General features: G+C 69.0%; 12 protein-coding genes. 1 reads left to right on the forward strand and 11 read right to left on the reverse strand.

Annotated elements, in window-relative coordinates:
* Positions 1–37 precede the first annotated feature (37 nt).
* From MWN34_RS17825 to ehuR, 10 genes are all read right to left on the reverse strand, one after another.
* Complete coding sequence (locus MWN34_RS17825; RefSeq protein WP_247030662.1) at positions 38–1573, reverse strand: NAD-dependent succinate-semialdehyde dehydrogenase; 1536 nt, start codon at positions 1571–1573, stop codon at positions 38–40.
* Between the two features lie 141 nt (positions 1574–1714).
* A complete protein-coding gene (ehuA, locus tag MWN34_RS17830; RefSeq protein WP_247030663.1) occupies positions 1715–2494 on the reverse strand; it encodes an ectoine/hydroxyectoine ABC transporter ATP-binding protein EhuA in 780 nt (259 codons plus the stop codon).
* Positions 2491–3180, reverse strand: a complete 690-nt coding sequence (ehuD, locus tag MWN34_RS17835; RefSeq protein ID WP_247030664.1) for an ectoine/hydroxyectoine ABC transporter permease subunit EhuD — start codon at positions 3178–3180, stop codon at positions 2491–2493. The genes ehuA and ehuD overlap by 4 nt, the downstream gene beginning before the upstream one ends.
* A 12-nt stretch (positions 3181–3192) precedes the next feature.
* Positions 3193–3858 (reverse strand): ectoine/hydroxyectoine ABC transporter permease subunit EhuC, encoded by a 666-nt coding sequence (gene ehuC, locus MWN34_RS17840; protein ID WP_247030665.1) that lies wholly within the window; start codon positions 3856–3858, stop codon positions 3193–3195.
* Positions 3859–3967: 109 nt separating this feature from the next.
* Positions 3968–4828 carry an ectoine/hydroxyectoine ABC transporter substrate-binding protein EhuB gene (gene ehuB / locus MWN34_RS17845; RefSeq protein ID WP_425532141.1) on the reverse strand — a complete coding sequence of 287 codons (861 nt, stop codon included), beginning with the start codon at positions 4826–4828 and terminating at the stop codon, positions 3968–3970.
* Positions 4829–4955: 127 nt separating this feature from the next.
* The gene (gene doeB / locus MWN34_RS17850; RefSeq protein WP_247030666.1) at positions 4956–5966 is read right to left on the reverse strand and encodes a N(2)-acetyl-L-2,4-diaminobutanoate deacetylase DoeB; all 1011 of its coding nucleotides are present in this window, start codon (positions 5964–5966) and stop codon (positions 4956–4958) included.
* A gap of 4 nt (positions 5967–5970) precedes the next feature.
* On the reverse strand, positions 5971–7149 hold the full coding sequence (doeA, locus tag MWN34_RS17855) for an ectoine hydrolase DoeA (RefSeq protein WP_247030667.1): 1179 nt from the start codon (positions 7147–7149) through the stop codon (positions 5971–5973).
* Positions 7146–8159 (reverse strand): ectoine utilization protein EutC, encoded by a 1014-nt coding sequence (gene eutC, locus MWN34_RS17860; protein WP_247030668.1) that lies wholly within the window; start codon positions 8157–8159, stop codon positions 7146–7148. The genes doeA and eutC overlap by 4 nt, the downstream gene beginning before the upstream one ends.
* On the reverse strand, positions 8156–9163 hold the full coding sequence (gene eutB / locus MWN34_RS17865) for a hydroxyectoine utilization dehydratase EutB (protein ID WP_247030669.1): 1008 nt from the start codon (positions 9161–9163) through the stop codon (positions 8156–8158). Before eutB ends, eutC begins: the two co-directional genes overlap by 4 nt.
* Positions 9164–9256: 93 nt before the next feature.
* On the reverse strand, positions 9257–10714 hold the full coding sequence (ehuR, locus tag MWN34_RS17870; RefSeq protein WP_247030670.1) for a MocR-like ectoine utilization transcription factor EhuR: 1458 nt from the start codon (positions 10712–10714) through the stop codon (positions 9257–9259).
* 94 nt (positions 10715–10808) lie between these two features.
* On the opposite strand from ehuR, the gene MWN34_RS17875 reads away from it, so the two are divergent.
* Positions 10809–11258 (forward strand): Lrp/AsnC family transcriptional regulator, encoded by a 450-nt coding sequence (locus MWN34_RS17875; RefSeq protein WP_247030671.1) that lies wholly within the window; start codon positions 10809–10811, stop codon positions 11256–11258.
* Positions 11259–11269: 11 nt separating this feature from the next.
* On the opposite strand, the gene MWN34_RS17880 is transcribed toward MWN34_RS17875, so the two are convergent.
* The gene (locus tag MWN34_RS17880; protein ID WP_247030672.1) at positions 11270–12478 is read right to left on the reverse strand and encodes a GGDEF domain-containing protein; all 1209 of its coding nucleotides are present in this window, start codon (positions 12476–12478) and stop codon (positions 11270–11272) included.
* Between the last annotated feature and the right edge of the window lie 39 nt (positions 12479–12517).

Genomic DNA, 12517 nt, shown 5'->3' on the forward strand with positions numbered 1-12517 from the left:
TCCTTGCAGATAGGGTCGAACGGGGTCTGCGGCGCCCTCAGCCGAGGTCGAGGCAGACATATTTGAGGTCGGTGAAGGCCTCCAAGCCGTGGCGCGAGCCCTCGCGGCCGAGGCCGGACTGCTTCACCCCGCCGAAGGGCACGGGGGCGCCGGTGATCTTCACCCGGTTGATCGCCACCATGCCGTAATCGAGCGCTTCCGCCATGCGGGCGGCGCGGGCGCCGTCGCGGGTCACGACATAGGCGACAAGCCCGTATTCGGTGGCGTTGGCGCGCCGGACCACCTCGGCCTCGCTGTCGAACGGCGCGAGCGCCGCCACCGGGGCGAAGGTCTCCTCGCGCATGATGAGGGCGTCGTCCGGCACGTCGGCCAGCACGGTGGGTGCCAGGAAGAGCGGGCCGGGCATCGTCCGCTCGCCGGCGAGCCGGCGCGCCCCGCGGGCCAGCGCATCGTCGATCTGGGCCTGCGCCTTCTCCACCGCGGCGCGGTGCATCAGCGGGCCGATCTCGCTGGCTTCGTCCAGCCCCGGCCCCACCTTCAGCGCCTCCACCCGTGCCGCGAAGGCGCTCGCGAAACGCTCATGCAGCGGGCGTTCGACATAGATGCGGTTGGCCGCGAGGCAGTCCTGTCCCGAGGTGGCGAACTTGGCCGCAACCGCGATCTCGACCGCGCGGTCGAGATCCGCGTCGGCGAAGATGATGAGCGGGGCATGGCCGCCCAGCTCCATCACCACCCGTTTAATCGTGGCGGCGGCATTGCGGGCGACGAGGCGCCCGATCCCGGTGGAACCGGTGAAGCTGACCGCCCGCACCCTTACATCGGCGCAGAAGGTCTCGGCGATCGGCGCCGGTTGGCCGGTGACGATGTTGACCACACCCGCCGGGAAGCCGGCGCGGTCCGCCAGCTCGCCCAGCGCCAGCGCCGAGAGTGGGGTCTGCGAGGAAGGATGCGCCACCACGGTGCAGCCGGCGGCGAGGGCGGCGGCGGCCTTGCGGGTGAGCATGGCGGAGGGGAAATTCCACGGGGTGAGCAGCGCGGCGACGCCCACCGGCTCGCGCCGCAGCATCATCTGCGCGCCCGGCAGGTGGCTGGTGACGCCCTCGACATTCACCCGCAGCGCCTCCTCGGCGTAATAGGCGATGAAGGAGGCCGCATAGGCGATCTCGCCGCGGGCTTCGGCCAACGGCTTGCCCTGCTCCAGCGTCATCAGCACGGCGAGGTCTTCCGCCGCTTCCTGCATTAGGTCGTGCCAGCGCCGCAGCAGGCCGGCGCGCACCTGCGGCAGCAAGGTCTTCCAGGCGGCGAAGGCACGGTCAGCCGCCGCCACCGCCTCGCGCGCCTCATCGGCGCCAAGCGCCGCGACCCGGGCGACAAGCGTGCCGTCGGCGGGATCGGTGACCGCGAAGCGCGCATCGTCGCGCGCCGCGGTCCAGCGTCCGTCGATATAGGACAGCTCCTTGAGCAGCCGGCGATCCGCCAGCCGGGCCAGACCGGGATGAGGCAGCGGCTTGGCCGGATGATCACCGGTGCGATGGCTGGAGGCGAAGTGATCGGTACGGATCGGCGCGGTCATGGGGCAGCTCCTCCCTCGATGCCGCGAAGACTAGGCGGACGCTCGGCGAGAGGGTTTTCGAAGTGTCGGCCCGCGGCCGAAGGGTTGTCGAAAGATCGCCGGCCCGCCGACAGAGTATCGGCAGGCCGCCATGCGACACGCTCAGCCGAGCACCGAGGCGAGGAATTCGCGGGTGCGCGGCTGCTGCGGGTTGGTGAAGATCTGGTCCGGCGCGCCCTGCTCGCAGATGCGGCCCTTGTCGAAGAAGCACACCCGGTCCGACACCTCGCGGGCGAAGCGCATCTCGTGCGTCACCAGCAGCATGGTCAGGTCGTGCTCATGGGCGAGGCTGCGGATGACCGACAGCACTTCGCCGACCAGTTGCGGATCGAGCGCCGAGGTCGGCTCGTCGAACAGCAGCACCCGCGGGCGCATGGCGAGCGCGCGGGCGATGGCGACGCGCTGCTGCTGGCCGCCGGAGAGCTGGGCCGGGAAATGGTCCTTCTTGTCGGCGAGGCCGACCAGCGCCAGCAGGTCCACCGCCCGGCACTCGGCCTCGGCGCGCGAGAGCCCGAGCACACGCACCGGAGCCTCCACCACATTGCGCATCACGCTCATATGCGGGAACAGGTTGAAGCTCTGGAACACCATGCCGACATGGCTGCGGATCTGCCGCAGATGCCGCTCGCCGGCCTTGAACGGGCCGGTCCCGTTCGGCTGTTGATAGGACATGCCGGCCAGCGTGAGCGTACCCTCCTGGAACGGCTCCAGCGTCATCAGGATACGCAGGACGGTCGACTTGCCGGAGCCGGAGGGACCGATCAGCGTCACCTTCTCGCCGGGGGCGACGGTGAAGTTGAAGTCGTCCAGCACGGTCAGTGCGCCGAAACGCTTGGTCACGCGGTCGAAGGCGATGATGGGAGCGGGAGCGGTTTGGGTCATTGCAGCGGAATCCCGGCTTTGGGAAGGGCCCTCTGCAGCCAGTGCAGCCCGGCCGAGCAGACGAGGGTGAGGAGCAGGAAGATCACACCCACCATGGTGAGCGGCACCAGATAATCGAAGGTGCGTTCGCCGATCATGTTGGCGAGGCCCATCATCTCAAGGATGGTGATGACCGAGAGCACCGGCGTCTCCTTGAGCATGGCGACGAGGTAATTGCCCATGGCCGGCAGGATGCGCGGCACGATCTGCGGCACCACGATGTCGCGATAGACATCGGTGCGCGAGAGGTTGAGCGCCGTCGCCGCCTCCCACTGGCCGCGCGGCACCGCCTCGATGCCGCCGCGATAGACCTCCGACGTATAGGCCGAATATTGCAGCCCCAGCGCGATCGCCCCGGTGAGGAAGGCCGGGAGGGTAAGGCCGTAATCCGGGAGCACGTAATAGAGGAAGAAGAGCTGCACCAGCAGCGGGGTATCGCGCAGGAACTCGACCACCACCGAGGTGGTCCATGCGATCGCCTTCACCCGGCTGCGGCGCAGCAGCGCGAAGACGAGGCCGAGCACCAGCGCGATCGAAAAGCCGGCCGCGGCGGCCTTGAGCGTGACGGTGAGGCCGATGAGGATGATCGGCAGGATCGACCACGCATAGGTCAGCGGGGTCGCGGTGTCCCATTCGAAACCGTACATCGTTCCGGCTCCCTAGGAATGGGCCGCGCGCGGGAAGGCCGCGCCGCGCCGCACCAGCCGCTCGAGGAGGCGCATCAGCCCCATCAGCACCAGCGACATCAGGAAATAGCCGAGCAGCGTCAGCGTGTAGACGGTGGTCGAATCGAGCGTCAGGTTGCGGATCGACTGCGCCCGGAAGGTGAGGTCGGCGATCGAGATCAGCGAGACCAGCGAGGACAGCTTCAGCGTCTCGATGGCGAGATTGCCGAAGGCCGGCATCATCTCCACCAGCGCCTGCGGCAGGGTGATGTGGAGCAGCGTCTGCATGCGGCCGAAATTCAGCGCCCGCGCCGCCTCGTGCTGCTGCTGGGCGACCGAGGCCAGCGCGCCGCGCACGATTTCCGAGCCATAGGCGCCGACATGCAGCGCCAGCACGACGATGCCGGTGGTCACCGGCTCGAAGCTGATGCCGACGAGCGGCAGCGCGTAATAGAACCAGAAGAGCTGGACCAGCAGCGAGGTGCCGCGGAACAGTTCCGTGTAGCAGAGCGCAAGCGTCGCGACGATGCGACCGCCCTCCACCCGCGCAATGCCGGCGACGAAGGCCGCCGCCCCGCCCAGCGCGATGGCCGCGAGCGTGATCGAGGCGGTGACGAGCGCGCCGCGCCCGAGCGAGGGCAGATAGGAGATCCATTCCATCGGTCTTGCTCCTCGATGTGGAAACGGAGCCGGCCGTGCCGGAACGCGTGAGGCTCCGGCGCCCGTTGCGGGGCGCCGGAGACAGGAGGCCGTCAGCGGATGCGCAGGCTCACTTGCCGGCGCACAGATCCGCGACCTTGCGGTCGGCGGCGGCCTTGATGCTCTCGTCCGACAGGCCGTAGTTCTTCAGGATGGCCTTGTATTCGTCGGTCTTGCGGAACTCCACCAGCGCCGCGTTGAAGGCGTCGTGCAGTTCCTTGTCTTCCGGACGGAAGGCGAAGCCGCCGAAATTGCGCACCGGCTTGCCGTTCACCACCGGATCGGTGAAGGGCTTCACCTGCTCGACATTGGTTGCGCCCTTGGCGAGCGAGGCGACGGTGAGTTCGGTGGCGGCATAGGCGTCGGCGCGGCTCTGCACGGTGGCGGGGGCGTCGGCATTGGCGGTGATGAAGATCACCTGGTCGTCCTTCACCCCGACGGCGCGCAGGAAGTCGATATTGTTGGCGCCCGACACCACCGCGACCTTCAGCGAGGGATCCTTGGCGATGTCGGCATAGGTGGTGAGGTGCTTCGGGTTGCCCTTCTTCACCAGCAGGCCTTCGCCATAGGAGGAGTTCGGCTCGGTGAAGGCCACCTGCTTGCAGCGCTCGGGCGAGATGTTCTGCTCGGCGGCGACGAAGTCGAAGCGCTTGGCCTTGAGGCCGGGGATCAGGGTGCCGAAGGGCGTCACGGTCCAGTTGACCTCGGTGATGCCCATCTTCTTGAGCACCGCATTGGCCACGTCCGGCCCGATGCCGGCCGAGGTGCCGTCGTCCTTCATGTAGGAATAGGGCACCTCATTGGCGGTGGCGGCGCGGATATAGCCCTGGTCCTTCACCTCCTTGAGGGTGGTGGCTCCCGCAGCGGAGAGAGAGGTGGCGAGGGCGAGACCGGCGAGACCGGCGAGGCCGGCGATCTTCAGGAACGACATGACGAAACTCCTCTGGCTGGTTGGGGGCGCGTGCCGGTTTTCCGGGCTTGCGCGGGGGTGCGATGCTGCCTGCGTTTCGGCTCCCCGCGTCGCGCGATGATGTTGGGCCGCCGCGCGGCCGGGGCGTTCAGGCGTCCTTCACAACGGCGAGGACGGAGAGGCAGTCGCCCGACGTGACGAGGCCGGGGACGTGGCGGGCCGCCAGGACGCCGTCCATCGCCGCCCGGTATTCGGCGGGCGCAAGGCCGGTGCGCCCGATCGGATAGACCCGGGCGATGAGGTCGCCCCTCCTCACCGGCGCCCCGAGATCGCAGGCGAAGGCGACGAGCCCGTCATCCTGCGCGAAGGCGAAGCAGTCGGCGGAGGGCATGTCCAGCCAGCGGGTCGGGCCGGTCTCGGGCTCCCCGGCGAGGATGCCGGCATGCTTCAGCAGGTTGAGCGCGCCACGCCGGGCGATGCCGATGCTGGTGGCGCTCGCGGTGCCGGCGCCGCCCAGCTCGGTGGTGACGAACACCTTGCCCATCTCCTCGACGGTGGTGTCCATCATGCCGACGGCGTCGATCTCCAGCATCCGCATCGAATAGGGCGCGGAGAACGCCGCCACCGCCGCGAAGCAGCGCGCCTCCTGCGCCTTGTCCGGCAGTTCGTGGGCGGCGCCATAGGGCAGGAAGTCGAGCGTCTTTCCGCCCGAATGGAAATCGAGCACCACATCCGCCTGCGTGACGAGGTGGCGCGTCACATAGTCGGCTATCTTTTCCGTCACCGAACCGTCCGGGCGGCCCGGAAAGCTGCGGTTCAGGTTGCCGCGGTCGATCGGCGAAGTACGGGTGCCGGCCCGGAAGGCGGGGTAGTTCATAGCCGGCACGATGATGACGCGGCCCTGCACGGAGGCCGGGTCAAGGGTGCGCGCCAGCTCGAACAGCGCGGCCGGGCCCTCATATTCGTCGCCGTGATTGGCGCCGGTAAGCAGTGCGGTCGGGCCCTCGCCATTGGCGATGACGCAGACCGGGATCATCACCGAGCCCCAGGCGCTGTCGTCGCGGCTGTAGGGCAGGCGCAGATGGCCGTGCTGCACGCCCCTGGCCGAAAGATCGACCGTGGGCGTGACCGGTGAGGGGCGAGCGGAAGCGTCGAGCATCGCCTTACCCCTTCACGAAGAGCTGGCGCGGCACGTTGGACAGGCACTCCATGCCCGTTTCGGTGATCGCGATGCTCTCGGTGATCTCGAGCCCCATATCCTCCAGCCACAGGCCGGTCATGAAATGGAAGGTCATGCCGGGCTTCAGCTCGGTGCGGTCGCCGGGGCGCAGGCTCATGGTGCGCTCGCCCCAGTCCGGCGGATAGCTGAGGCCGATCGGATAGCCGGTGCGGTTGTCCTTGATGATCCCGTATTTCTTGAGCACCGCGAAGAAGGCGTTGGCGATGTCCTCGCAGGTGTTGCCGGGCTTCGCCGCGGCAAGGCCGGCCTCCATGCCCTCCAGCGTCGCCTTCTCGGCATCGAGGAAGGCGTCCGTCGGCTTGCCGAGGAAGACGGTGCGCGAGAGCGGGCAGTGATAGCGCTTATAGGCGCCGGCGATCTCGAAGAAGGTGCCCTCCCCGGTCCGCATCGGCTTGTCGTCCCAGGTGAGATGGGGGGCCGAGGCGTCCGCGCCCGAGGGCAGCAGCGGCACGATGGCGGGATAATCCCCGCCGAACTCGGCCGTGCCGCGAATGCCGGCGTCGTAGATCTCGGCCACGAGGTCGCATTTGCGCATGCCGGGCTCGATCACCTCGACGATGCGCTTGTGCATCAGCTCCACGATGCGCCCGGCCTTGCGCATATAGTCGAGCTCGGTCTGGCTTTTCACCGCACGCTGCCAGTTCACGAGGCCCGCGGCATCCGTGAAGCGGGCGTTCGGCAGGTTTTTTACCAGCGAGGCATAGGCCGCCGCCGAGAAATAGTAATTGTCCATCTCCACCGCGATGGAGAGCCTGTCCCAGCCGCGCTCCGCGATGATCTGCGACAACAGGTCCATCGGATGGCGCTCGGTGGACTGCACATAGTGGTCGGGATAGCCGATGATGTTGTCATGGGCCAGATAGGCGGTGCGCTTCGCCCCGTTGGCGTCCTGCTTGCGGCCATACCAGATCGGCTCGCCGGTCGGCGGCACCAGCACGCACTGGTGCACATAGAACGACCAGCCGTCATAGCCGGTGAGCCAGTGCATGTTGGACGGGTCGGTGACGATCAGCAGCTCGATGCCGGCACGCTCCATCGCCGTGCGGGTCTTGGCGAGGCGCGCGGCATATTCCTCGCGCGAGAAGTTCAGGGTCACGGTCACGCGGCGTCTCCTGCTGCGGCTTTGGTGTCGATGGCCCGCCCGGCCCCGGCGCCCACGGCGCGGCTGCGGGCGAGATTGGCGATGGCGGTGTCCTGCACGCCGGTGCCGGTGAGATCGGCGAAGGTGATCTCGTCGGCGCGGCTGCGGCCGGGCCTGATGCCGGCGATCACCTCGCCCAGCTCGGCGAAGGCGGTGCCCTCGGCCACCGCGCCGGCGCGGATGGCATGGGCCAGCTCGCCGAGCCGGCGGGTCTGGCTCAGGCGGTCGGGGACATAGGTGGCGCGGGCGAAGACGGCGGGGTCGATCTCGTTCTTGTGCTCGCTGTCCGAGCCCATGGCGGTGATGTGCTGGCCGGGCTCCAGCCACGCGGCGTTCAGCACCGGCTGCTCGGCCGGGGTGGTGGTGACGACGATGTCCGCCCCCGTCACCGCGTGCGCCGGATCGGCCACCGCTTCCACCCGGATGCCGAGCGAGCCGGCCAGATCGGCGGCGGCGGCGCGGGCCTTGCCGACGTCGCGCGCCCAGATCCGCGCGTCGCGGATGGGCCGCACCAGCGTCAACGCCTCGAGCTGGAGGCGGGCCTGCACCCCAGCGCCGAAGATCGCCGCCACCGCGGCATCGGGACGGGCGAGATGGCGGGCAGCAACCGCCCCGGCGGCGGCGGTGCGCACATCGGTGAGGTAGCCATTGTCCAGCAGCAGCGCCTCGACCAGCCCGGTGCGGGTGCTGAACAGGATCATCAACCCGTTGAGGCTCGGCAGGCCGAGCGCGGGATTGTCGAAGAAGCCGGGACTCACCTTGATGGCGAATCCGTCCAGGCCCGGCACATAGGCGGTCTTCACATCCACCTCGCCGCGATGCTCGGGAATGTCGAGCCGCAGGATCGGCGGCATGGCGACCGGCTTCGTCGCCAACGCGGCGAAGGCCTCCTCCACGCACGCCACCGCGCTCGCATCCAGCGAGACGATGCGGCGCAGATCGGCCTCGGTGAGAACGAGCATCCGGCTCATACGGCGGTCTCCTTCACGATGCGGCGATGCAGGGTCTCGTCGATGTTGCGGCCGGAGAGGATGAGCGCGGCGGGCCCATCAAGGCTGACCTTTCCGCCGATGAGAGCGGCTATGCCCACCGCGCCGGCGCCCTCAACCACCTCGCCCTCGGCCTCAGCGGCGTGGCGGATGCCGGCGGCGATCTCGTCCTCGGTCAGCAGCACCACCTCGTCGAGCAAGGCGCGGCACAGCGCGAAGCTGTAGCGGTTGGAAAGGCCGATGCCGCCGCCGAGGGAATCGGCCAGCGTGTCCTCCTCCACCACCTCCACCGGGTGGCCGGCCCGGAGCGAAGCCGCCATCGCGGCGCCGCGCGCCATGGAGATGCCGATGACGCGGGCGGACGGACGCAGCGCCTTCACCGCCAGCGCGACACCCCCGGCGAGGCCGCCGCCGGACAGCGGCACGAGGACCGCGGATACCTCCGGCAGGTCCTCGACGATTTCGAGCCCGATGGTCCCCTGCCCGGCGATGACGTCGGGATGGTCGAAGGGCGGGATGGCGGTGAGGCCGCGCGCGGAAACGAGGCGCTCAACCTCGGCCTGCGCGTCGTCCTGCGAGCGGCCGACGATCCGCACTTCGGCCCCCAAAGCGTGCACCGCCTCGACCTTGTTGGCGGGCACCAGCGCCGACATGCACACCACCGCCGGCACGCCGGCCTCGCGGGCGGCATGGGCGAGCGCGCGGCCGTGATTGCCGGTGGAGGCGGTGACCAGCCCGCGCCGGCGGGCCGCCTCGTCCAGCGCCAGCACCGCATTCATCGCCCCGCGCAGCTTGAACGCGCCGATCGGCTGGCGCGTCTCCAGCTTGAGAAAGACAGGATGTCCACTGGCGCGGGACAGCGCGGCGGAGGCGACCAGCGGCGTGCGCACGACCCGCCCGGCGATGCGCCGCGCCGCAACCTCGACCTCGGCCGGGGAGACCGGGAGGGTGGCAGGACCGGCGGCGATGGCGGACGGGCAGGACATGGATTGGTTTTCCCTCTCACTTGTCATGGTGAGAGGGCGATAAAATCATGTCAATTATTATATTGTCATGATCCAATCATCGAGGTGGACGCTTCAGGCACCGTCATCGGCATCCGGCAGCCAGCCCAGCGCGCCGATGTCGAAGACCGGCGGCAATTGCTCGAAGGTCTGGCGGAGGGTGGTGAGCGCCTGCTCCAGCGCCCCATGGCTGAGCTGGCCGCCCAGGCAGATCCGGATGCCCCCGCCATGGTTGCCCCCCGCGATGAAGGGATCGGACGGGGTGACCGCCACCCGCCGCTCGGCCAGCGAACGCACCAGCCCGTCCTCGGTCCAGTGCGCCGGCACCTTCAGCCAGGCGCAGAGCGACAGCGGGTGGCTGGACGCGACGTGCGGTCCCAGCACCTGCGCCACCACGCGCTGGCGCGCCCGCGCCTCGTGGCGCTGCACCTCCAGCAGCCGCTGTGCGGTGCCGTCCTCGATCCAGCGCGAGGCGATCTCGCCGGCGAGATAGCTGCCGCTCCAGCTCGTCACCCGCAGGATGGAGGCGGCGCGGATGGAATAATGCGGCGGCACCACGAGATAGCCGACCCTGAGGCCGGTGAGCACGGTCTTGGTGAAGCTGGTGGCGAAGAAGCCGAGATCCGGCAGCATGGCGGCGATGGAGGGCAGCTCCACGTCGATGAGCGGCTTGTAGACTTCATCCTCGACCACGAACACGCCGTGCCGCCGCGCGATCGCGGCGATGTCCCGCCGCCGCTCCGCGCTCGCGACGTGGCTGGTGGGGTTGTTGAGGGTCGGGATCAGCACCAGCGCCCGCACCGTGCCGGCCTCGCAGGCGGCCTCGAAGGCCTCGGGGCGGATGCCCTCCCCATCGGTGGGCAGGCCCTTCAGGTTGAAGCCGAGAACGTTGGAAACGCCGATCACCCCATGGTCGGTGAGATTCTCCGTCAGCACCACGTCGCCCGGCCGTGCGATGCAGCTCAACGCCAGGAACAGCGCATGCGCCGCGCCATTGGTGAGGAGGATGCGCTCCGCCGGCACGTCCACCCCGAGCGGGCGCAGCCACGCCCGCGCCGCCTCGCGATGCGCGTCGAGCCCGGCAATGGGACGGCAGGGCCGCATGAAGGCGCTATTGTCCTGCCCGCCCAGGGCGGCGAAGGCGGCGCGCGAGGCGTCCTCATGCGCCTCGGTGTAGACGCCGCGCACGATGGAAAGGTCGACCGCCTCGTCCGGGTTGCGATCCAGCATCAGCCGGCCGGCCCGCTCGGTGACTCGCGCCTTCACGAACGTACCGCGCCCGACTTCGCCGCTGAGATAGCCGAGACGCTCCGCCTCGCCATAGCTGAGACTCACCGTCTGCACCGAGACGCCGAGCACGCGGGCGAGGTCGCGATGGGTCGGCATCTGGTCCATGGGCCGCAGGATGCCGGCGTCGATATCGGCGATGATCCGCTCCGTCAAAGCGGCGTGCTTGGTGCCGCCCTTCGGCTTCGCCAGCACCGGCCGCCAGTCGACCGGCCGGCCTGCCGTCTCGGCAAGCGACCCGGCCATGGGGTTCCCGGCGCGCCTGCCAGCTTGACGAAGCATGAATTGTCTCGTTCTGTGAGTCACGATTTCAGGACATTATGCACGCCGGCGACCGAAGATGAAGCTCGATGCCATCGACCTGAGGATCATTGACGCGCTGCGCCGGGACGGACGCATGACCAAGCTGAAGCTGGCGGAGGCGGCCGGGCTGTCGCCTGCGGCCTGCTGGGAGCGGCTGCGCCGGCTGGAGGATGGCGGCGTCATCCGGGGCTACACCGCCATCGTCGATCTCGACGCCGCGGCGCCCCGCACCACGGTGATCGTCGAGATCAGCCTGAAGAGCCACCAGCAGGCCGATTTCCGCCGCTTCGAGCAGGCAGTCGGGAAGGAGCCGGCCATCGTCGCCTGCGACGCCACCGGCGGCGGTATCGACTACGTCCTTCGCGTGGTGGTGCCGGACATCGACAGCTACCAGCGCCTGATCGACCGCCTGCTCGATCCGGCCATCGGCATCGAGCGCTATTTCACCTATGTCGTGACCAAGAGCGTGCCGGTGGGCGGCGGCTGAGCGATGTGATGTCAGGCGGTGGGCGGCGCTGGCAGGCCGGCCGCGTTGGACGGCGCCACGCTGACCCGGTTGCGGCCCGCATTCTTGGCCGCATAGAGCGCCGTGTCGGCGCGCTTCACGATGGAGGATGGCTCGGAATCGCCTGCGCCGCCCATCGCCAGCCCGACGCTGACGGTCAGATCGAGGCTCAGCGGGCCGAGGAGGAAAGGCGTCGCTTCGATCGCGTGGCGCAGCGCCTCGGCGAGCTGCGTGGCGGCTTCGATCGTCGTGTCCGTATGGAGGCAGAGAAATTCCTCGCCGCCATAACGGTACAGGGTCGCCCCAGCCGCATGGGAGAGCCGGCCGCAGCGCCGGGCGAGTTCCACCAGCACCTCGTCGCCGACATCGTGGCCATGCGTGTCGTTCACGGCCTTGAAGCGGTCGATGTCGATCATGAACACCGCGACGGCGCCGAGCGTGCGCCCCGTCAACCCGCCCATCGCCTCGCCCAGCGCCCGGCGGTTCAGCAGCCGCGTCAGCGGATCGACCAGCGCGATGCTTTCCAGTTCGCTGCGTCGACGCCACGCCGCCATGAAGATCAGGGCGCAATAGATCGCCGCTCCGACGAACTGATCCACCACGAAGAAGACGGGCATTGGAACGCCTTCTGCGCCGCCGGCCCATCCAAGATAGAACCGCAGGAGAGCGGTGACGAGCAAAGCGAGCGCATAAAGGCACAGGCCGGCGCCGGCCACGAGTTCGGGCAGGTTGCGGATCCCGCGCCGGGCCGACCGCAGCAGAAGGTGGGCCGCGCTGGCGGAAATGAACGCCAGCCCCACAAGGCCGAAAGCCATCGCGAAATAGGCCGCGCCTCCCGCGGCACGAACGCCGATAAAAGCAAGCACCGGCACGCCCGCCATGCCGGCTGCGCCCAGAATGTCGCCGCGTGTGATGCGGGACGGCGCCGGACGCTCGAACAGAACGATGCCGAACCGGAGCAGGGCCAGGCTGGCAGCCATCAGCAGGATCACAAGAAAACTGAGGCTCGCGGAGCGATCGACGAGGGCAAGGCCCTGCTTGCGGCTCGCCATCGTCAGCCCGGCCGCGGCGCACAATGCCCCGAGGGCCCATGCCGCCAGATACGTCTCGCGCCGATTCTGCCAGAGCCAGGCGAAGACCAGCGAAAAGACAAGGGCCGTCACCCCGCCGCCAAAAGCAAGGGATGATCCGTCCAGCGTCATGGCAGGTTCCCCTCGCCTTCTTGCAGGCCACGCTGATGT

The sequence above is a fragment of the Ancylobacter crimeensis genome, assembly GCF_023016805.1.
Lineage (GTDB): Bacteria > Pseudomonadota > Alphaproteobacteria > Rhizobiales > Xanthobacteraceae > Ancylobacter > Ancylobacter crimeensis.

Coding starts and splice junctions, on each gene's coding strand:
- MWN34_RS17825 (WP_247030662.1), bottom strand. CDS start 1,573: ATGACCGCGCCGATCCGTACCGATCACTTCGCCTCCAGCCATCGCACC.
- ehuA (WP_247030663.1), bottom strand. CDS start 2,494: ATGACCCAAACCGCTCCCGCTCCCATCATCGCCTTCGACCGCGTGACC.
- ehuD (WP_247030664.1), bottom strand. CDS start 3,180: ATGTACGGTTTCGAATGGGACACCGCGACCCCGCTGACCTATGCGTGG.
- ehuC (WP_247030665.1), bottom strand. CDS start 3,858: ATGGAATGGATCTCCTATCTGCCCTCGCTCGGGCGCGGCGCGCTCGTC.
- ehuB (WP_425532141.1), bottom strand. CDS start 4,828: ATGTCGTTCCTGAAGATCGCCGGCCTCGCCGGTCTCGCCGGTCTCGCC.
- doeB (WP_247030666.1), bottom strand. CDS start 5,966: ATGCTCGACGCTTCCGCTCGCCCCTCACCGGTCACGCCCACGGTCGAT.
- eutC (WP_247030668.1), bottom strand. CDS start 8,159: ATGAGCCGGATGCTCGTTCTCACCGAGGCCGATCTGCGCCGCATCGTC.
- eutB (WP_247030669.1), bottom strand. CDS start 9,163: ATGTCCTGCCCGTCCGCCATCGCCGCCGGTCCTGCCACCCTCCCGGTC.
- ehuR (WP_247030670.1), bottom strand. CDS start 10,714: ATGGCCGGGTCGCTTGCCGAGACGGCAGGCCGGCCGGTCGACTGGCGG.
- MWN34_RS17875 (WP_247030671.1), top strand. CDS start 10,809: ATGAAGCTCGATGCCATCGACCTGAGGATCATTGACGCGCTGCGCCGG.
- MWN34_RS17880 (WP_247030672.1), bottom strand. CDS start 12,478: ATGACGCTGGACGGATCATCCCTTGCTTTTGGCGGCGGGGTGACGGCC.